Here is a 19,236-nt window from a genome sequence, read left to right on the forward strand (position 1 = left end):
ATCCCATGACCGAACCGCAAGCGGGCCGAAGCGGTGTACCGGTACGCCGGGTGCTCGCCGTGATCCCCGCACGCGGCGGCTCCAAGGGCGTGCCCGCGAAGAACCTCGCACCGGTCGGCGGCGTACCCCTGGTGGTCCGCGCCGTCCGCGAGTGCCGGGCCGCGCGCCACGTCACGGACGTCGTCGTCTCCACCGACGACCAGGCCATCGCCGCCGCCGCCCGGCAGGCCGGCGCCGAGATCGTGCTGCGCCCCGCCGCCATCGCGGGCGACCTCGCCACCTCCGAGGCCGCCGTCCTGCACGCCATGGACGCCCACGAGGCCCTGCACGGCGCCCCGGTGGACGTCGTCCTGCTCGTCCAGTGCACCAGCCCCTTCCTGGTCCGCGAGGACATAGACGGGGTGGCCGGCGCGGTCGCCGAGCAGGGCGCCGACACGGCGGTGACCGTGGCTCCCTTCCACGGCTTCGTCTGGCGCGACGCGACGGACTCGACGGACGCGACGCCGGCGGACACCCGACCGGACGCCGGCAGCGGCGGATTCGGCGTCAACCACGACAAGTCGTTCCGCCCCCGCCGCCAGGACCGCCCCCAGGACCTCCTGGAGACCGGCGCCGCCTACGCGATGGACGCGACAGGCTTCCGCGAGCACAAGCACCGCTTCTTCGGCCGGACCGAACTCGTCCGCACCGACCCCGCGCGGGTCCTGGAGATCGACGACCCGCACGACCTCGCCCGCGCCCGCGCCCTCGCCCCGCTCTTCGACGCGGGCCGGCCGGACGCCCTCCCGACCGCGGAGGACATCGACGCGGTCGTCCTCGACTTCGACGGCACCCAGACCGACGACAGGGTGCTGATCGACTCCGACGGACAGGAATTCGTCGCCGTGCACCGCGGCGACGGACTCGGCATCGCCGCCCTGCGCAGGAGCGGACTGAAGATGCTGATCCTGTCCACGGAACAGAACCCGGTCGTCGCCGCCCGCGCACGCAAGCTCAAGCTCCCCGTGCTGCACGGCGTCGACCGCAAGGACCTCGCACTGAAGCAGTGGTGCGAGGAACAGGGCATCGCGCCCGAGCGCGTGCTCTACGTCGGCAACGACGTCAATGACCTCCCGTGCTTCGCCCTCGTGGGCTGGCCCGTGGCGGTCGCGAGCGCCCACGACGTCGTGCGCGGCGCCGCACGCGCGGTCACCACCCTCCCCGGTGGCGACGGCGCCGTCCGGGAGATCGCCGGCTGGATCCTCGGCCCCTCTCTCGATTCCCTCCCCAAGTAAGGAAACACCGTCATGAGCACCGTGAACCCCAGCTCCCGCATCCGCCGCTTCGGTACCCGCGAGGCCGGCCCCGGCCGCCCCGTGTACGTCACCGGTGAGATCGGCATCAACCACAACGGCGACATCGAGAACGCGTTCAAGCTGATCGACGCCGCCGCGGAAGCCGGCTGCGACGCCGTCAAGTTCCAGAAGCGCACGCCCGAGATCTGCACCCCGCGCGACCAGTGGGACATCGAGCGCGACACCCCCTGGGGCCGGATGACGTACATCGACTACCGCCACCGCGTGGAGTTCGGCGAGGAGGAGTACGGCCAGATCGACGCCTACTGCAAGAAGAAGGGCATCGACTGGTTCGCCTCCCCGTGGGACACCGAGGCCGTCGCCTTCCTGGAGAAGTTCGACGTCCCCGCCCACAAGGTCGCCTCGGCCTCCCTCACCGACGACGAGCTGCTGCGCGCCCTGCGCGCCACCGGCCGCACGATCATCCTCTCCACCGGCATGTCCACCCCGAAGCAGATCCGCCACGCGGTCGAGGTCCTGGGCAGCGAGAACATCCTGCTCTGCCACGCCACCTCCACCTACCCGGCGAAGGCGGAGGAGCTGAACCTGCGGATGATCAACACCCTCCAGCAGGAGTTCCCGAACGTCCCGATCGGCTACTCCGGCCACGAGACCGGCCTGCAGACCACCCTGGCCGCGGTCGCCCTCGGCGCCACCTTCGTCGAGCGCCACATCACCCTGGACCGCGCCATGTGGGGCTCCGACCAGGCCGCGTCCGTCGAGCCGCAGGGCCTGACCCGCCTCGTCCGCGACATCCGCACCATCGAGGCCTCCCTCGGCGACGGTGTCAAGAAGGTCTACGAGTCCGAGCTGGGCCCGATGAAGAAGCTCCGCCGGGTCCCCGGCGTCGTCGCCGAGGCGGAGATCGCCGCGGCCGCCGGCGAGCCGCTGACCGTCTGACCCTCCCCACCCACCATCCCCTTGACGACGGGAACGGTCGTACGTCGATGAGCCCCCGCGCCGGGAACGCCGGCTCCCACACTCTCGCCTTCGTCGAGAGCCCGGTACAGCTGCTGAACGTGCTGGAGTGGGCGCACGCGCATGCGCCCGGCGCGGGGCTCACCCTCGTGGTGCTGTCCCCCGTCGACCCCATGACCCGCGGCCAGTTGCGCCGCATGTCCGAACTGGCCCGCGAGGAGGGCCACGAGGTCCGCTGGGAGGAGGCGCGCGGCGGAGCCGGCGCACCCTTCCAGACCATCGCCGGCCTGGCCGGCCCGCTGCGCCGGGCCGACCGCGTCATCCTCGGGGACCCCTTCTCCCGGTACGTACAGCTCCTGCTGACGATCACCCGGGCCCGCGACCTCGTCGTCGTCGACGACGGCACGGCGACCATGGAGTTCGTCGGCCAACTCGCTCGCGGCGAACGCCTGGTGCGCTGGCACCGCAAGGGCGGCCGGCGCGGCCCCCGGGACCTCCTCCTCGCCCCGGTGTCCGGCGTCGCCCGGCGCAGGCTCACCCCGGGCGGCCGGCGCCGGGTGGAGGTCTTCTCCTCGATGCCGGTGGCGGACATCCCGCCCGGAGTCACCGTCAGCGCCAACGCCTTCGCCTGGACCCGGGCCCGGTTCGGCCCGCCCCGCATCACCAGGACCGCCGACATGGTGGGCACCTCCCTGGTGGAGACCGGCGTGGTGGACGCCGACGCCTACCTGGAGGCCGTCCGCTCCCTCGCCAAGACCCACGGCGCGACCCGCTACTTCGCCCACCGCCGCGAGAGCACCGAGAAACTCCACCGGCTCGCGGTCGAGACGGGCCTGGAGATCGTCCGCCCCGAACTCCCCCTGGAGCTGATCGCCCGCCGGGGCCCCATCGGCGGCACCGTCCTCAGCTTCCCGTCGACCGTCGTCCACACCCTCCCCCTCGCCCTGTCCGGCACGGAGGTGCGCATCGCGGTCTGCGACATCAACCCCGCCTGGCTCACCGAGAACGCCTCCCCCCGCGCCCAGGGCTTCCTCTCAGGCGTCACCGGCACCGCCCGCGACGTCCACCGCCTGTCGGCGGTGGCGACGGCGTGAACGGATGCCGGCGACCGCCCACTTGGAAGTGAGCGGCGGCGTCACCGCCCGCAGAGCGCACGGCGACTCTGCGGGAGCCCGGCCGGCCGGCAACGGTCACTGCCCCTCACGGACCCCGGCCACCGGGCCCTGCTCGTGCCCGTTCAGCTTTCTTGTCGGGCAGGGCGCCTGGTCCCTTCAGGGCCGGGGGGAATGACCGTTCCCGCGAAGCGGGGCAGAAAATGGCCGCCTCCTGCGGGGCGACGCGGCGTCCCGCAGGAGGCGGCAGGTTCGGCTCCAAGCAGGTGTGGCAGTGCGCAGCTGGGAGTGGTGGCGGGATCGGTCGCTCGTTCGGGTGAGCCCGGCCGGATGCGAAGAGGCGAGCGAGGGGCGGGGCTACGTTGGACGGCATGTCACGTTTCCGGATGTACCCGACCACCGCGCAGGAGCAGCGGATGCTGCTGCACTGCGCGCACGCCCGGTACGTGTGGAACCTGGCCGTCGAGCAGCACGCGCACTGGAAACCGGGCCGCAGACCTGCTCCCGGGTTTGCCGAGCAGTGCCGTCAGCTCACCGAGGCCCGGCGGGAGAACGCCTGGCTGCGGGCCGGGAACGCGGAGGTGCAGCAGCAGGCGCTGAAGGACTTCGCCAGGGCCAAGAACGCCCGGTTCGCTTCCGGGTTCGGCGAGCCGACCTGGCGCAGGAAGCATGTGCATGAGGGCTTCCGGGTGATCGGCACCGACCGGGTCCCGCAGTTCCATCCGGACGGCACCTCGCAGCTGAACGCCAGGGGCAGGCAGGTCATGGGCCGCTCGGTGGTGGTGGAGAAACTCAACCGGCGCTGGGCGCGGGTGAAGGTGCCCGGCTGCGGCTGGGTGCGCTTTCGCCTCACCCGCGCCGAGCTGCCGCAGGCGAAGACGTTCCGGGTCACCTTCCGCAACCAGCAGTGGCACATCGCCTTCGCCGTCATCCCCGACCCCATCGACGCGCCCGGCATGGGGAAGGTCATCGGTATCGACCGGGGCGTGAAGATCACCGCTGCCCTGTCCGACGGGCGGAGGCTGAACTGCCCGCAGCTCACCACCCGGGAGCGGGCGCGGGTCCGCAAGCACCAGCGCCGGGCGGCCCGCGCTCCCAGGGGCAGCGAGGCCAAGGCCGCCGAGTACGCGAAGGTGGCCAGGATCAAGGCGCGGGAGGCGGCCCGGCGCAAGGACTGGTGCGAGAAGACCTCCACCATGCTCGCCCGCACCTGCCGTCTGATCCGGTTCGAGAAACTGCACATCACGACCATGACCCGCTCGGCGAAGGGAACCGTCGCACAGCCCGGCAGGAAGGTTAAGCAGAAGGCCGGGCTGAACCGGGCGATCCTCGCCCAGGGCTGGGGCCTGCTCCGTCGCCGGACCGGGGAGAAGGCCCCGGGCCGGGTCGAGGACGTGCCCGCCCCCTACACCTCGTTGCGGTGCAGCGCCTGCGGATGGATCGAGAAGGACTCGCGCAAGAGCCAAGCCGAGTTCGTCTGCGTGTCCTGCGGGTTCACCTGCAACGCCGATGAGAACGCAGCGGTCAACGTCGCGGCAGGACAGGGCGGGATCCCCCGCCCCCGGCGGGCAGCCGGTGCCGGAGGGGTGACAGCGGCCACTGGCCGCTCGAGCGCCCGTGAACCTCGACCCACCCAGGTTGGAATCCCCTTCCTTTGAGGAGGGGGAGGATGTCAAACCGGACACGGCGACGGCACCACGATCGGCGCCGAAGCACCGCATCTGGCCGAATGGATCGCCTGCGGCCACTGAGCCGACCCCGGGCCGGTGAACGACCGGCGACAGCGCCTTCGTCGTGGTCACGTGCGCCTTGGTCGGAGCACATGATCAGACGAAGGCTGCCTCAGTGTCCGGAAAACGCCCAGGTGAGCGACCCCATTCGAGATGTCGTTCGACGCCGGAAGCCAAAAGAACAAGCTGAGCAGCCTTGTGGAGTCCTCAGGAAGACTGGCGCTGCGAGCGCCGTGCCGAAAGAAGAGTGATACCGAGGACTCCGCCTGCTCCACTGCCGAGCACCAGGCCCATCGCCATGTTGTCGAAGACGGCCAGCCCGAGCACGAGCCCGACTGCGATGCCGATCAGCATGCCTACAACAAGCCCTGTGCTGTTGGACGGTACTTGGGCGTCCTCATTTTTCGTCACACGATCATTGTGCCGAACGAGTTCCCGGAAGCGAGCCCCCATACGGCCAACCTTCGAGGCCGGCCAGACCTTGAAGACCAAGCTCAAGAAGGGGGGGCGGACAAGGGAAGTGCTTGGTCTACCAGCGGGCGAGGATCGCTTCCGGGATGCTGAAGAGTTCACCGCAGTGGGCGTGGCCGAACAGGTAGGGGAGTTTGTCGGCGACCTCGGGATGCCCATCGGAGAGGACGCGTGCGTGGAGCCTGGGGAGCAACCCGTCGGCGGTGGCCGGGTCCTGAGGCTGGAGCGGGATCGTGTGAGCCAGCTGCCGCTTGAAGTACATCTCGTCGGCGGTGGAGTAGTGGCCGCCCTCTCCGAAGACGATGAAGTTCTCCGAGAAGCAGGCCGGGCAGGGGACCCCGTACTCCTCTCCGTTCACCTGGTCGAGGTGCTCGCCCCAGCCTTCGACCCCCTCGAAGCTGAGCAAGGTCGCCAGGAGCTGAACGTAGTTCAGGGAGTCATCGGCGAGGGCGGGGTCGTCCAGTGCTTCCTCTGTCAGCGCCAGCAGTTCGGTGATGTCGGCAGAGTGGGTGACGAAGGGATCCACGACCTCGGCGCGGATGTCGCGACTGGCCACGATCTGGTCGGCCAGGTAGAGCGGCATGCGCCGTTCGGCGAGTGACCACTGGCGGGCCTTCGCCGCCAGTTCCGGCAGGGCGGCGTAACTGGCCGAGTAGACGCCGCCCTGGTGGTACAGGCGGGAGGCCAGAGCGTCCCAGCCCGGATCCTGTGGGTCCGGGCCGACGGCGTCGAGCAGGCCGGGAATGTCTTCCGCGGTCCCATAGGCGTGCTGGAGCTGAGACCAGTTCGTCATGTGGAGATCCAAGCAGAGGCCGATCCTCGGGTAAGACATCGGACTGTTGCTCATCCCGCCCACGCCCGAAGACGCCGGCGAGGAGTTTCTCGACCTCTCCTCAAGGGGCGCCGACGGCGATAGGCGGAGTGCAGTCCGGTACGGACCGTGTCCGTCGGCCGGGGACCTTTCCGACTGTCACGCCGGGCCTGCCCCCGTTGACCCGCTGGAAGGCGTCTCCGGTCTGCGGGCCAGGAGGAGGGCGCGGGGGCGTTTCTCGTCGGTGGTCGGCTCCCGCAGGGTCTGGGCGGTGAGTTCCAGGCCCGCCTCGGCCAGGTGGGTGATGACCGTGGCGGGGGAGCGCCAGTGGTAGTCCAGGGAGACGGCGTGGCCGAAACGCTCGTCCAGGTGCAGGCCGCCGTCCTCGTCGCCCGACTGGAAGGCCAGCAGGATCGGGGCGCCCGGTGCCAGGACGCGGTGGAACTCGGCGAAGAGGCCGGTGAGGTGGTCGTCCGGGATGTGGATGACCGAGTACAGCGCCACGATGCCGCCCAGCGTCCCGGCCGGCAGGTCCAGCGCGGTCATCGATCCCACGTGGAACCGCAGCTCCGGATGTGCCGCGCGGGCCAGGGCCACCATGCGGGGTGAGAGGTCGACGCCGAAGACCGGCAGACCGAGCCGGTGCAGCCGTGCGGTCACGTGTCCGGGACCGCTGCCGAGGTCGGCGACCGGCAACCGGGTGGTCCCCTCGCCCGACCCGGCGGTCCGGGCGAGGTCCGCGAAGGCCGTGAGCAGGGCGCGTTCCAGGGGCAGATCGGCCAGTCCGTCGGCGAACCGGTCGGTGTAGTCGTCGGCGATGGCGTCGTAGGAGACGCGGGTGGCGTGGAGGAACTCCGGCAGGTCGGCACGCATGGCCCCGCACCCTATCGGCGGAACCCGGGGCCCCGGAGACGCTTTCACCCGTACGCGTGGACGACGGCGGTGGCGCGGGTGCCGTGTCCGTCACCTGAACCGGTCGGCGTGCCCCGGGCGATGCGTGGTACACCGAGGAGAGGTGAAGTGCGGTGAAACGGGTGCCGGAGAACGGCGGAACGACGACGGAAGCGCAGCGGAACGGCCGCTGTGACCGATGTCACGTACCGGCGGACCGGGCGGCCTCATACTCCGCGCAAGAGCGACGAGTTTACCCATCCCGATGTACGGCTATGCGCGGGGCCGCCAGTTTTTCTTCCCCTGACGGGTTGATTTTTCTTGATCGGGGAGCAGCGGACCGTCCCGGCGTCCTACCCTTCAAAGGGTGAAGCAACTGATGTCACTGGAGTCCGAGGTCGATCTGCCCGGCGGGGCGGTGCTTCCGGGCGCCCTCCCCGAGATGCTGCGCACCGAGCTCATCGCGTTCCGGCGCGACCTGCACATGCACCCCGAGCTCGGCAACCAGGAGTTCCGCACCACCGCGGCGATCAAGGAGCGGCTCGAGCGGGCCGGCCTCGCGCCCCGCGTACTCTCCAGCGGAACCGGCGTCATCTGTGACATCGGGGTGACGGACGGCACCGGCATCGCCGCCGACGCGCCCGCGGACATCGGCACGGACACCGACGCACCCGCGGGCATCGGCGCGGACGCGGGCATACTCGCCATGCGCGCCGACATCGACGGCCTGCCCATCCCCGACATGAAGACCGGGTGCCCGTACCGCTCCACCGTGCCCGACCGCGCGCACGCCTGCGGTCACGACGTGCACACCACCGTGGTGCTGGGCGCCGGGCTCGTCCTCGCCGAACTGCACCGTCAGGGCCTGCTGCCCCGGCCGGTGCGGCTGATCTTCCAGCCCGCGGAGGAGGTGCTGCCCGGCGGCGCCTCCGAGGCCATCGTGGACGGCGCGCTCGACGGGGTCGGGCGGATCATCGCCGTGCACTGCGATCCCCGGGTCGACGCCGGGCGGGTCGGGCTGCGCCAGGGCCCCATCACCTCCGCCTGCGACCGCCTGGAGATCGCCCTCGACGGCCCCGGCGGCCACACCGCCCGGCCGCATCTGACCACCGACCTGGTCACCGCCGCCGCCCGGGTCGTCACCGACGTGCCCGCCCTGGTGGGCCGGCGGGTCGACAGCCGCAGCGGGCTCGCCGTGACCTGGGGCAGGATCGAGTCGGGCCACGCGCCCAACGTCATCCCGCAGCACGCCGAACTCTCCGGCACCGTGCGCTGCCTCGACCTGGACACCTGGCGGCTGGCCCCCGACCTCGTGGTCGCCGCGATCGACGAGGTGGCCAACCTGCACGGCGCCAAGTCGGAGATCAACTACGTGCGCGGGGTCCCTCCGGTGGTCAACGAGGACGGCGTCACCGAGCTCCTGCGGGACGCCATGATCGCCCGGCGCGGCTCGGAGTCCGTGGAGACCACCGAACAGAGCCTCGGCGGCGAGGACTTCTCCTGGTACCTGGAGCGGGTCCCCGGCGCCATGGCCCGTCTCGGGGTCCGCCCTCCGGGCGAGCGCACCGTGCGCGATCTGCACCAGGGCGACTTCGACGTCGACGAGCACGCCATCACCGTCGGCGTCGAACTCTTCACCGCTGCCGCCCTGCTGGACGCCCTGCGGTAACTGCCCCTGGTTTCCCTCCACTTGAGCTCCCCCTTGCGCTCCGCTCGTGCTCCGCTCGTGCGTGCGCCGGGGAGGGGCGGAGTGGTGCGCGTGCCACAGTGGCGGCACGAATGGATAACAGCCCCGCGGTCCCCCGTTCCCAGGAGTGTCTACGCGCGTTAATCTGCGCCGAACCGAGCACCCGATGCGGGGCTTTGCGGAATGGGGAACTTCAGATGCGTCGGATATCCAGACTGACTCGCGTCGCGGTGGGCGTCGCGTCGCTCGCACTCGCCGCCACGGCCTGCGGCGGCACCAGCAGTGACAGTGGCGACAAGGGCGGCAAGGGCGGCACCAAGGAAGACCTCGGTCTCGCCATCGCCTACGACATCGGCGGCAGAGGCGACCAGTCCTTCAACGACGCCGCCTACGCGGGTCTGCAGAAGGCTGAGAAGGAGTTCGGCTACAAGACCGCCGACATCGAGCCCACCGACGGCGAGACCGACGCGGACAAGGAGCAGCGCCTGTCCTCGCTCGCCAAGCAGGGCTACAACCCCGTCATCGGCGTCGGCTTCGCCTACACGGCGGCGTTGGAGGCCGTGGCCGAGAAGTACCCCGACACCACCTTCGGCATCGTCGACTCCGTGGTCGAGAGCGAGAACGTCGCCTCCCTCGTCTTCGCCGAGCACGAGGCCTCCTACCTCGCCGGCGTCGCCGCCGCCAAGGCCACCAAGACGAAGACGGTCGGCTTCGTGGGCGGTGTGGACATCCCGCTGATCCACAAGTTCCGGGCCGGCTTCGAGCAGGGTGTCAAGGACACCGACCCGAAGGTCAAGGTCATCTCGCAGTTCCTCACGCAGACCGCGGAGGAGGGTGGCTTCTCCAGCCCGGACAAGGGCAAGGCGGCCGCCGAGGGCCAGATCGAGAAGAAGGCCGACGTCGTCTACCAGGCGGCCGGTCTCTCCGGGCAGGGCGTGATCGAGGCCGCCGCCAAGGCGAAGGTCTGGGCGATCGGCGTCGACTCCGACCAGTACCAGCAGGAAGCCCTCGCCGGCTACAAGGACTTCATCCTCACCTCCGCCACCAAGGAGGTCGATGGTTCGGTGTACGCCCTCGCCAAGTCCGTCGAGGAGGGCAAGCCGCGGACCGGCACCCAGGTCTTCGACCTGAAGGCGGACGGCGTCGGCCTCTCCGAGAGCAACCCGAAGATGGCCGAGATCGAGGGTCTGACGGACGCCGTGGCCAAGGCGAAGGAAGGCATCGTCGACGGCTCCATCAAGGTCAAGTCGGAGTAGTCGGCAGGAGCCGGTGACACCGGCCGGCCGTACGAGAGCGTCGGCCGTCACGTCGAGCACGGGGGCGGGCACCCGAGTGGGTGCCCGCCCCCGTGCGTCAACTCCCGCGCCCCGCACGGCCACCCTCCGTTCGTGATCGGCAACGGTGTGAAACGGTGAGAAAGTGGGATTGGCCACGGGCCCATAACAAGGTGGACAGAAGGGTTTTCCCGGGAGGTCTACGCGCGTTAATCTGCGGCGAGCAGCGCCGTAGCCGAATCTTCCGGCGCTTGTACGAAGGAGCACCACACATGCGCCGGTTTTCCCGGATCACGGTCGCAGGCGCAGCGACCGCCTCTCTGGCCCTCACGCTCTCCGCCTGTGGCGGTACCTCGACCTCTTCCGGCTCGTCGGAATCCAAGGGCGACAAGGGCATCGCCATCGCGTACGACGTCGGCGGCCGGGGTGACCAGTCCTTCAACGACGCCGCGTACGCGGGCCTGGAGCAGGCCAAGAAGCAGTTCGGCTACAAGGTCACCGACGTCGAGCCCACCGACGGCGAGACCGACGCGGACAAGGAGCAGCGGCTGACCTCGCTGGCCAAGCAGGGGTACGACCCGGTCGTCGGGGTCGGTTACCTCTACGCCTCCGCGGTGAAGGCCGCCGCGGAGAAGTACCCGGACACCACCTTCGCCATCGTGGACGACGCCACGGTCGAGGCCGACAACGTGGCCGACCTGGTCTTCGCCGAGGAGGAGGCCTCCTACCTGGCCGGTGTCGCCGCCGCCGAGACCACCAAGACCGATGTTGTGGGCTTCGTGGGCGGTGTGGACATCCCGCTGATCCACAAGTTCCGGGCCGGCTTCGAGCAGGGTGTCAAGGACACGAACCCGGACGTCAAGGTCATCTCGCAGTTCCTCACGCAGACCGCGGAGGAGGGCGGCTTCACCAGCCCGGACAAGGGCAAGGCGGCCGCCGAGGGCCAGATCGAGAAGAAGGCCGACGTCGTCTACACGGCGGCCGGTCTGTCCGGTCAGGGTGTCATCGAGGCCGCCGCCGCCAACAAGGTGTGGGCGATCGGTGTGGACTCCGACCAGTACAAGCACGAAGCCCTGGCGAAGTACAAGGACTGGATCCTCACCTCGGCGATGAAGGACGTCGCCAAGTCCGTGTACAAGCTGGCACAGTCGGTCGAGGACCGCAGTCCCCGGACCGGTATCCTCAGGGGCGATCTGAAGGCGGGTGAGGTGAGCCTGTCGAACTCGAACCCGAAGTTCGCGGACAACGCCAAGCTCCAGGACGTCCTCGAGACGGCCAAGAAGAAGATCATCAGCGGCGAGATCAAGGTCAAGTCGAGCTGAGCCCGCAAGTCCTGAGCAACGTGTAACCCCTGGGGTTGCGACCGCTCGACGGGGTGCGGGGAGTAAGCTCCCCGCACCCCGTCGGTTCGGTGTGCCGCCCCCTTTGATGCCGTCGGGGCGCTACGCGCGTAGACGACCCCCGTCCCCAGGAGTGCGCCATCAACGCGTCCAGCAGCCCTCCGGCCGGAGCTGCGGTCAACGAATCGGTGACCGCCGTCGAGCTCGCCGGGATCACGAAGCGTTTCCCGGGCGTCGTGGCCAACCACGACATCCACCTCACGGTCCGCAAAGGCACCGTGCACGCCCTCGTCGGTGAGAACGGGGCCGGCAAGTCGACGCTGATGAAGATCCTCTACGGCATGCAGAAGCCGGACGAGGGCACCATCGCGATCCACGGCGAGCAGGTCGCCTTCTCCTCGCCGGCCGACGCCATCGCCCGCGGCATCGGCATGGTCCACCAGCACTTCATGCTCGCCGACAACCTCACGGTCCTCGAGAACGTGGTGCTCGGCAGCGAGAAGCTGTACGGCATCGGCGCGAAGGCCCGCCGCAAGATCAAGGAGATCTCCGACCGCTACGGCCTCGGCGTACGCCCCGACCTGCTGGTCGAGGAGCTCGGTGTCGCCGCCCGCCAGCGCGTGGAGATCCTCAAGGTCCTCTACCGCGGCGCCACCACGCTGATCCTCGACGAGCCCACCGCCGTCCTGGTCCCGCAGGAGGTCGACGCGCTCTTCGACAACCTGCGCGAGCTCAAGGCGGAGGGCCTGTCGGTCATCTTCATCTCCCACAAGCTGGGCGAAGTCCTCTCCGTGGCCGACGACATCACCGTCATCCGCCGCGGCACCACCGTCGGCACCGCCATACCCGCCGAGACCACCCCGCGCGAGCTCGCCGAGATGATGGTCGGCAGCGAACTGCCCACGCCGCAGACCGCCGAGTCCACGGTCACCGACCGTCCGGTGCTCACCGTCGACAAGCTGCGCCTGGCGGCCCCCGGCGGCAAGGCCCTGCTCGACGACATCAGCTTCACCATCCACGAGGGCGAGATCCTCGGCATCGCCGGCGTCGAGGGCAACGGCCAGACCGAACTGGTCGACGCGCTCATCGGCCTGCGGACCGCCGACTCCGGCGTCATCCGGCTGGCCGACGAGGAGATCACCGCCTGGCCCACCCGCCGGCGGCGCGAAGAGGGCATCGGCTACATCCCCGAGGACCGGCACCGCCACGGGCTGCTCCTCGAATCCCCCCTCTGGGAGAACCGCATCCTCGGCCACGTCACGGAGAAGCCCAACGCCAAGGGCGTCTGGCTGGACCTGAAGGCCGCCCAGAAGGACACCCGCCGCATCGTCGAGAAGTACGACGTCCGCACCCCCGGCATCGACGTCACCGCCGCCTCCCTCTCCGGCGGCAACCAGCAGAAGCTGATCATCGGCCGCGAGATGAGCCACCGGCCCCGCTTCCTGATCGCCTCCCACCCCACCCGCGGTGTGGACGTCGGCGCGCAGGCCGCGATCTGGGACCACATCCGGGAAGCGCGCCGCGAGGGCCTCGCCGTTCTCCTGATCTCCGCCGACCTGGACGAGCTGATCGGTCTGTCCGACACCCTCCGGGTGATCTACGACGGCAAGCTGGTCGCGGACGCCGACCCCACGACCATCACCCCGGAGGAGCTCGGCACCGCCATGACGGGTGCGGCCACCGGACACCTCGAACACGCAGAGACCCCCGAGACCCGGGCCGACGCCCCCGAGTCTCCGGAAGACGAGGCCCGCTGATGAAGAAGTTCGACAAGGAGCGCGTGCTCCTCGCGGTGGCCGGCCCGGTCATCGCGCTCGCCGTGGCCTTCGTGCTCAGCGCGATCGTGCTGCTCGCCTCGGGCAAGAGCCCGGTCGAGCCGTTCGCCCTGATGTTCGAGCAGGCGACGTTCTCCGACATCCAGGTGCTGATCATCAACCAGGCCTCGATGTACTACATCGCGGCCCTCGCGGTGGCCATCGGCTTCCGGATGAACCTCTTCAACATCGGTGTCGACGGCCAGTACCAGCTCGCCGCCATGATGGCCGCCATCGTCGGCGCCCACGCCGCCCTGCCGGCCGCCCTGCAGATCCCGCTGCTGCTCCTCACCGCCGTCCTCACCGGCGCCTTCTGGGCCGGCATCGCCGGTGTCCTCAAGGTCACCCGCGGGGTCAGCGAGGTCGTCGCCACGATCATGCTCAACGCGATCGCGACCTCCGTGATCGGCTACCTGTGGCTGCCGACCGTCTTCGGCGTCAAGGTCGGCAACAACAACACCACCGGCGTGATGCACGAGTCCGGCTGGGTCCCCGGCATCGACATGGGCGAGGCCGGCGAGATCTACGGCCTGGTCGTCCTCGCCGCGCTGCTCGGCATCGGCTACTGGGTCGTCCTCAACCGCACCCGCTTCGGCTTCGACCTGCGCGCCTCCGGCGCCTCACAGACCGCCGCCGCGGCCAGCGGGGTCAACCCCAAGCGCATGGTGCTCAGCGCCATGCTGATCTCCGGCGGTCTCGCGGGCCTCGCGGGCCTGCCCATCCTGCTCGGCGACACCCACACCTACAGCCTGAACTTCCCGACCGGCATCGGCTTCCTCGGCATCGGCATCGCCCTGCTCGGCCGCAACAGCCCGGTCGGCATCGCCTTCGCCGCCCTGCTGTGGGCCTGGCTCGACAAGGCCTCGCCCGAGCTGGACTTCCACGGCTACGACAAGGAGATCGCGGTCATCATGCAGGGCCTGATCGTGCTCTCGGTCGTCGTCTCCTACGAGGCCGTCCGCGAGTGGGGCCTGCGCCGTCAGCAGCGCCGGGTCGGCGCGGAACTCGCCGCGGGTCACGTCCTCGGCGCCGACAACAACTCCACGAAGGAGGTGGCCGGCCGATGACCGCCCCGACCACAGCGACCGACGTCAACCAGCCCTCGCTGCAGCCCGCGGCGCCCACCGGCCGCCGCATGTCGTGGCCCGTGCTGCTGCTGGTCATCGCCGGCGCCCTGGCCCTGGTCTCGATCGTCCGCATCATCACCGGCGCGGACGGCATCACCAACGTCAGCCAGATGTCCACCGCCCTCCAACTGGCCGTGCCCATCGGTCTCGCCGGACTCGGCGGTCTGTGGGCCGAGCGCGCGGGCGTCGTCAACATCGGTCTCGAGGGCATGATGATCCTCGGCACCTGGTTCGGCGCCTGGGCCGGGTTCCAGTGGGGCCCGTGGACCGGTGTCCTCGTCGGCCTCATCGGCGGTGCCCTCGGCGGCCTGCTGCACGCCTTCGTCACCGTCACCTTCAACGTCAACCACATCGTCTCCGGTGTGGCCATCAACATCCTCGCCCTCGGTGCCACCCGCTACCTCGCCCCGCTGGCCTTCGAGGGCCACCAGGGCGGTTCCGCCAAGCAGTCCCCGGCGGTCGAGTCGCTCGGCCACTTCACCGTGCCGGGGCTGTCCGACGGACTGCGCGACCTCAACGAGAAGGGCTGGTTCTTCGTCTCCGACATCGCCGGCCTGCTCGGCGGACTGGTCACCAACGTCTCCTGGCTGACCCTCATCGCCATCGCGCTCATCCCCGCGACCTGGTGGATCCTCTGGCGCACCGCCTTCGGCCTGCGGCTGCGCTCCTGCGGCGAGAACCCGGTCGCCGCCGAGTCCCTCGGCGTCAACGTCTACAAGTACAAGTACATCGCCGTGATCATCTCCGGCGCCCTGGCCGGCCTCGGCGGTGTCTTCCTGTCCATCGTCGCCAACCCCTTCTACCTGGAGGGCCAGGTCAGCGGGCGCGGCTACATCGGCCTCGCCGCGATGATCTTCGGCAACTGGATGCCGGGCGGCCTCGCCATCGGCGCCGGCCTCTTCGGCTACACCGACAGCCTCAACCTGCGCGGCGGCTCCGCCAACGTGCACGCGCTGCTGCTGCTCGGCGCGCTGCTGCTGGTCATCGGCGCGATCTGGCTGGTGGTCCGCAAGAAGTACGTGCACGCGCTCGTCACCCTGGTGGTCGGCGCCCTCGTCTACGCCTGGTACGCCGGCACCAACGAGGTCCCCAACCAGGTCGTCGCCGCCACGCCGTACGTCATCACCCTGGTGGTCCTCGCGCTGTCCGCGCAGCGGCTGCGCATGCCGAAGGCGGACGGACTGCCCTACCGGAAGGGGCAAGGCGGATGACCCCGCCCGAGGCCACCACCGCCGGCATCGACTGGGAGGCCCTGCGCGCGGTCGCGCGCGAGGCCATGACCCACGCGTACGTCCCCTACTCGGGCTACCCGGTCGGTGCCGCCGCCCTGGTCGCCGACGGACGCACGGTCTCCGGCTGCAACGTCGAGAACGCCAGCTACGGGATCGGCCTGTGCGCCGAGTGCGGGCTGGTCTCGGAACTGCACCGCACCGGCGGCGGCCGGCTCACGCACTTCACCTGCGTGGACGGCAACGGCGAGATCCTCGTCCCGTGCGGCCGGTGCCGGCAGCTGCTGTACGAGTTCGGCGGCCCCGAGCTGCTGCTGGAGACCCCGGCGGGCGTCCTGCCGCTGTCGGAGATGCTGCCCCAGGCCTTCGGCCCGCAGCACCTCGCCAAGTAACTCCCCTGCGGCCCCTCCGATCGACTGCCGCCACCGTCGGCCGGAGGGGCCGCGCCGTACTCTTCGCTCTCCGGAAGGAATGCCAGCCATGGCCATGGACGTCATCTCCGTCATCCGCACCAAGCGGGACCGCGGCGAACTCAGCGACGAGCAGATCGACTGGGTCGTCGACGCGTACACCCGCGGGGAGGTGGCCGACGAGCAGATGTCGGCCCTCGCGATGGCGATCCTGCTCAACGGCATGAACCGGGCCGAGATCGCCCGCTGGACGGCCGCGATGATCGCCTCCGGCGAGCGCATGGACTTCTCCTCGCTGTCCCGCCCCACCACCGACAAGCACTCCACCGGCGGCGTCGGCGACAAGATCACCCTGCCGCTGGCCCCGCTGGTCGCGGCCTGCGGCGCGGCCGTCCCCCAGCTCTCCGGCAGGGGCCTCGGCCACACCGGCGGCACCCTGGACAAGCTGGAGGCGATCCCGGGCTGGCGCGCGCTGCTGTCCAACGAAGAGATGCTGTCCGTGCTGGACGGCGTGGGCGCCGTCGTCTGCGCGGCCGGCGACGGCCTGGCCCCCGCCGACAAGAAGCTCTACGCCCTGCGCGACGTGACCGGCACCGTCGAGGCGATCCCGCTGATCGCCTCCTCGATCATGTCGAAGAAGATCGCCGAGGGCACGGGCGCGCTGGTCCTGGACGTGAAGGTGGGCAGCGGCGCCTTCATGAAGACCCTGGAGGACGCCCGCGAACTGGCGTCCACGATGGTGGGCCTCGGCACCGACCACGGCGTGAAGACCGTCGCCCTGCTCACCGACATGTCGACCCCGCTCGGCCTGACCGCGGGCAACGCCCTGGAGGTCCGCGAGTCGGTGGAGGTCCTGGCAGGCGGCGGCCCCGCGGACGTGGTCGAACTGACCCTCGCCCTGGCCCGCGAGATGCTCGACGCGGCCGGCCTGAAGGACGCCGACCCGGCGAAGGCCCTCGCCGACGGCTCCGCGATGGACGTCTGGCGCCGCATGATCGCCGCCCAGGGCGGCGACCCGGACGCGCCCCTGCCGACGGCGCGCGAACAGCACGTGGTGACGGCGACCGCCTCCGGCGTCCTGACCCGCCTGGACGCCTACGACATCGGCGTCGCCGCCTGGCGCCTCGGCGCGGGCCGCGCCCGCAAGGAGGACCCGGTGCAGGCGGGCGCCGGCGTCGAACTGCACGCCAAGCCCGGCGACACGGTCACCGAGGGCCAGCCCCTCCTCACCCTCCACACGGACACCCCGGACCGCTTCGACTACGCCCTCGAGGCGGTGGCGGACTCCTACGACATCGCGGCCCCCGGTACTGCCTTCACGGCCACGCCGGTGGTGCGGGAACGCATCGCCTGACCTGCGCCCGCGGCCGGAGGCCGCTGTCGGGTACGGCCCTTTCGGGTGAACGGGATCGGTGGACCCGCGCCGGTCCCGTTCGGCATGCTGGGATCGGTGACGCACCGATTGGAGAACCGCCATGAGCGCACTCACCGTCGACTACTCGATGGCCAGCGGCCACGAGTGGGACGGCCTCGTCCGAATCTGGCAGGAGACGGACGCCCCCGAGGGCTGCAAGGTGGAGGTCATCGAGGGGATCGTCACCGTGGCACCGCCGCCGTCCAACGCTCACAACGACATTGCTGACCTGGTCCAGCGCAGCCTGTACGAGGTCATCACCAAGGATTGGGGCATCTACCAGACTCTGGGAACGGCGGTTCCGTCCCGCGACGGCCTTTACATCCCAGATCTCGCGGTCGCGCCCAAGAAGGTCCTACGGGCTGAGAAGGGCAACTACATCGCCGCGGCTGCTGCCGAGCTCATCGTTGAGATCACGTCCAAGTCCAATGCGACCAACGACCGGATCAAGAAGGCCGCGGGTTACGCCCAGGCCGGCGTCCCGCTCTACCTCCTCATCGATGGCTGGGCTCCCGGAGGGCCCACGATCACGCTGTATGGCGAGCCCCAGGGGAGCGTCTATCGCGTCCTGCGCGCGGGGAAGTTCGGCGATCGGATCGAGTTGCCGGAGCCCTTCAACCTCACGCTCGACACCGCTGAGTTCCTTGAGGGGTAGAGCGTCACCCCAGCAGCGCCGCCGCCACCACCAGCACCGGTACCGACAGCAGGGTCGACACCAGGATCGCCTCCCGGGCCAGGGTCTCGCCGACGCGGTAGCTGCTCGCGTACGTGAAGATGTTCTGCGCGGCCGGGAGCGCCGAGGTCACCACCACGTCGAGCAGCTGCGCCCCGCGCAGCCCGAAGACCCCCATCGCCAGCGCCCAGGCGACCACCGGCTGGCCCACCGACTTCAGCGCCACGGCGAGCAGCACCGCACCGCGCTCACCGCCCCGCAGGGGCAGGGCGCTGCCGCGCAGCGAGATGCCGAACGCGAGCAGGACCGCCGGAACCGCCATGTTGCCGATCAGCGTCACCGGGTCCATGACCGGGCCGGGGATCTCCAGTCCGGACGCCGACACCGCCACCCCCGCCAGCGAGCCCAGCGCGACCGGGTTCCGCAGCGGTGTGAGCAGCCGCTGCCACAGCGGCAGCTTCTCCCCGGCGGTCGCCAGGTCCAGGATCGTCAGCGCGACCGGGGTAATCCCGACGAGCTGGAACAGCAGCACCGGCGCCACCAGTGAGGCGTCGCCGAGGACGTACACGGCGATCGGGATGCCGAGGTTGCCGGAGTTGACGTAACTGGAGCACAGGGCGCCGATGGTGGTGCGGCCCACGCCCCAGCGGCGTACCACACCCACCGCCACGAAGACGCCGGCCACCGCGGCCGTGCTCAGCGCGGTGACCAGCAGTCGGCCGGAGAAGACCACCGACAGGTCCGCCTCGGCGAGAAGGGTGAACAGCAGGGCCGGTGAGGCCACATGGAAGGCGAGCTTCGTCAGCACCTCGTGGGCCTGTCGGCCCAGAGACCCCCGGCGGCCGACCGCATAGCCGACGCCGATGACCACCGCGATCACCGCGAAACCGCTCAGCACCCCCTGCACAGCGGCTCCTCGCCGGGGCGGCGGGCACCGGACATCGCGGACGGGGAGGGTATGTGGCGCATACACCCAACCCTCGGGGGAAGGTCATGCTCGG

17 protein-coding genes and 1 pseudogene are annotated in these 19,236 nt (G+C 70.4%); 14 read left to right on the forward strand and 4 right to left on the reverse strand.

Annotated features, from left to right (window positions below; all coding sequences use genetic code 11):
* The first annotated feature begins 5 nt into the window (after positions 1-5).
* The 5 genes and pseudogenes from JL475_RS18270 to JL475_RS18290 all read left to right on the forward strand — a co-directional run.
* Complete coding sequence (locus JL475_RS18270; RefSeq protein ID WP_202278796.1) at positions 6-1,274, forward strand: N-acylneuraminate cytidylyltransferase; 1,269 nt, start codon at positions 6-8, stop codon at positions 1,272-1,274.
* A 21-nt stretch (positions 1,275-1,295) separates the two neighbouring features.
* A complete protein-coding gene (locus JL475_RS18275) occupies positions 1,296-2,234 on the forward strand; it encodes an N-acetylneuraminate synthase family protein (protein WP_202278827.1) in 939 nt (312 codons plus the stop codon).
* Positions 2,235-2,281: 47 nt separating this feature from the next.
* Complete coding sequence (locus tag JL475_RS18280; protein WP_202278797.1) at positions 2,282-3,346, forward strand: hypothetical protein; 1,065 nt, start codon at positions 2,282-2,284, stop codon at positions 3,344-3,346.
* A gap of 389 nt (positions 3,347-3,735) precedes the next feature.
* On the forward strand, positions 3,736-5,022 hold the full coding sequence (locus tag JL475_RS18285; protein WP_202278798.1) for an RNA-guided endonuclease TnpB family protein: 1,287 nt from the start codon (positions 3,736-3,738) through the stop codon (positions 5,020-5,022).
* 15 nt (positions 5,023-5,037) lie between these two features.
* A pseudogene (locus JL475_RS18290) lies at positions 5,038-5,115 on the forward strand (MBL fold metallo-hydrolase); the annotation flags it as partial.
* A gap of 186 nt (positions 5,116-5,301) precedes the next feature.
* Here JL475_RS18290 and JL475_RS18295 read toward each other — a convergent pair.
* The 3 genes from JL475_RS18295 to JL475_RS18305 form a co-directional block, all read right to left on the reverse strand.
* A complete protein-coding gene (locus JL475_RS18295) occupies positions 5,302-5,505 on the reverse strand; it encodes a hypothetical protein (RefSeq protein WP_202278799.1) in 204 nt (67 codons plus the stop codon).
* A 118-nt stretch (positions 5,506-5,623) separates the two neighbouring features.
* Positions 5,624-6,358: a hypothetical protein gene (locus JL475_RS18300; RefSeq protein ID WP_202278800.1), complete on the reverse strand. Its 735-nt coding sequence runs from the start codon at positions 6,356-6,358 to the stop codon at positions 5,624-5,626.
* Positions 6,359-6,535: 177 nt separating this feature from the next.
* Complete coding sequence (locus tag JL475_RS18305) at positions 6,536-7,249, reverse strand: class I SAM-dependent methyltransferase (RefSeq protein ID WP_202278801.1); 714 nt, start codon at positions 7,247-7,249, stop codon at positions 6,536-6,538.
* Between the two features lie 397 nt (positions 7,250-7,646).
* Here JL475_RS18305 and JL475_RS18310 point away from each other — a divergent pair, with 397 nt between their 5' ends.
* From JL475_RS18310 to JL475_RS18350, 9 genes are all read left to right on the forward strand, one after another.
* Positions 7,647-8,936, forward strand: a complete 1,290-nt coding sequence (locus JL475_RS18310) for an amidohydrolase (protein ID WP_202278828.1) — start codon at positions 7,647-7,649, stop codon at positions 8,934-8,936.
* 215 nt (positions 8,937-9,151) lie between these two features.
* Positions 9,152-10,210, forward strand: a complete 1,059-nt coding sequence (locus JL475_RS18315) for a BMP family protein (RefSeq protein ID WP_202278802.1) — start codon at positions 9,152-9,154, stop codon at positions 10,208-10,210.
* 290 nt (positions 10,211-10,500) lie between these two features.
* Positions 10,501-11,550: a BMP family protein gene (locus JL475_RS18320; RefSeq protein ID WP_202278803.1), complete on the forward strand. Its 1,050-nt coding sequence runs from the start codon at positions 10,501-10,503 to the stop codon at positions 11,548-11,550.
* A 206-nt stretch (positions 11,551-11,756) separates the two neighbouring features.
* Entirely contained in the window at positions 11,757-13,325 is a 1,569-nt protein-coding gene (locus JL475_RS18325) for an ABC transporter ATP-binding protein (protein WP_202278804.1), read from the forward strand.
* Positions 13,325-14,449 (forward strand): ABC transporter permease, encoded by a 1,125-nt coding sequence (locus JL475_RS18330; protein WP_202278805.1) that lies wholly within the window; start codon positions 13,325-13,327, stop codon positions 14,447-14,449. The genes JL475_RS18325 and JL475_RS18330 overlap by 1 nt, the downstream gene beginning before the upstream one ends.
* A complete protein-coding gene (locus JL475_RS18335) occupies positions 14,446-15,720 on the forward strand; it encodes an ABC transporter permease (protein ID WP_202278806.1) in 1,275 nt (424 codons plus the stop codon). The genes JL475_RS18330 and JL475_RS18335 overlap by 4 nt, the downstream gene beginning before the upstream one ends.
* Positions 15,717-16,130, forward strand: a complete 414-nt coding sequence (locus JL475_RS18340) for a cytidine deaminase (RefSeq protein WP_202278807.1) — start codon at positions 15,717-15,719, stop codon at positions 16,128-16,130. Before JL475_RS18335 ends, JL475_RS18340 begins: the two co-directional genes overlap by 4 nt.
* 94 nt (positions 16,131-16,224) lie before the next feature.
* On the forward strand, positions 16,225-17,502 hold the full coding sequence (locus tag JL475_RS18345; RefSeq protein WP_202278829.1) for a thymidine phosphorylase: 1,278 nt from the start codon (positions 16,225-16,227) through the stop codon (positions 17,500-17,502).
* Positions 17,503-17,623: 121 nt separating this feature from the next.
* Positions 17,624-18,217 carry a Uma2 family endonuclease gene (locus tag JL475_RS18350; RefSeq protein WP_202278808.1) on the forward strand — a complete coding sequence of 198 codons (594 nt, stop codon included), beginning with the start codon at positions 17,624-17,626 and terminating at the stop codon, positions 18,215-18,217.
* 4 nt (positions 18,218-18,221) lie between these two features.
* On the opposite strand, the gene JL475_RS18355 is transcribed toward JL475_RS18350, so the two are convergent.
* Positions 18,222-19,142: an AEC family transporter gene (locus JL475_RS18355; protein WP_202278809.1), complete on the reverse strand. Its 921-nt coding sequence runs from the start codon at positions 19,140-19,142 to the stop codon at positions 18,222-18,224.
* Positions 19,143-19,236 lie beyond the last annotated feature (94 nt).

Source organism: Streptomyces sp. M2CJ-2, assembly GCF_016757295.1.
Lineage (GTDB): Bacteria > Actinomycetota > Actinomycetes > Streptomycetales > Streptomycetaceae > Streptomyces.

Bases quoted from the DNA above. Each gene is read 5' to 3' on its own strand.
- JL475_RS18270 (WP_202278796.1), top strand. From the start codon at position 6: ATGACCGAACCGCAAGCGGGCCGAAGCGGTGTACCGGTACGCCGGGTG.
- JL475_RS18280 (WP_202278797.1), top strand. From the start codon at position 2,282: ATGAGCCCCCGCGCCGGGAACGCCGGCTCCCACACTCTCGCCTTCGTC.
- JL475_RS18285 (WP_202278798.1), top strand. From the start codon at position 3,736: ATGTCACGTTTCCGGATGTACCCGACCACCGCGCAGGAGCAGCGGATG.
- JL475_RS18300 (WP_202278800.1), bottom strand. From the start codon at position 6,358: ATGACGAACTGGTCTCAGCTCCAGCACGCCTATGGGACCGCGGAAGAC.
- JL475_RS18305 (WP_202278801.1), bottom strand. From the start codon at position 7,249: ATGCGTGCCGACCTGCCGGAGTTCCTCCACGCCACCCGCGTCTCCTAC.
- JL475_RS18310 (WP_202278828.1), top strand. From the start codon at position 7,647: ATGTCACTGGAGTCCGAGGTCGATCTGCCCGGCGGGGCGGTGCTTCCG.
- JL475_RS18315 (WP_202278802.1), top strand. From the start codon at position 9,152: ATGCGTCGGATATCCAGACTGACTCGCGTCGCGGTGGGCGTCGCGTCG.
- JL475_RS18320 (WP_202278803.1), top strand. From the start codon at position 10,501: ATGCGCCGGTTTTCCCGGATCACGGTCGCAGGCGCAGCGACCGCCTCT.
- JL475_RS18330 (WP_202278805.1), top strand. From the start codon at position 13,325: ATGAAGAAGTTCGACAAGGAGCGCGTGCTCCTCGCGGTGGCCGGCCCG.
- JL475_RS18335 (WP_202278806.1), top strand. From the start codon at position 14,446: ATGACCGCCCCGACCACAGCGACCGACGTCAACCAGCCCTCGCTGCAG.
- JL475_RS18340 (WP_202278807.1), top strand. From the start codon at position 15,717: ATGACCCCGCCCGAGGCCACCACCGCCGGCATCGACTGGGAGGCCCTG.
- JL475_RS18345 (WP_202278829.1), top strand. From the start codon at position 16,225: ATGGACGTCATCTCCGTCATCCGCACCAAGCGGGACCGCGGCGAACTC.
- JL475_RS18350 (WP_202278808.1), top strand. From the start codon at position 17,624: ATGAGCGCACTCACCGTCGACTACTCGATGGCCAGCGGCCACGAGTGG.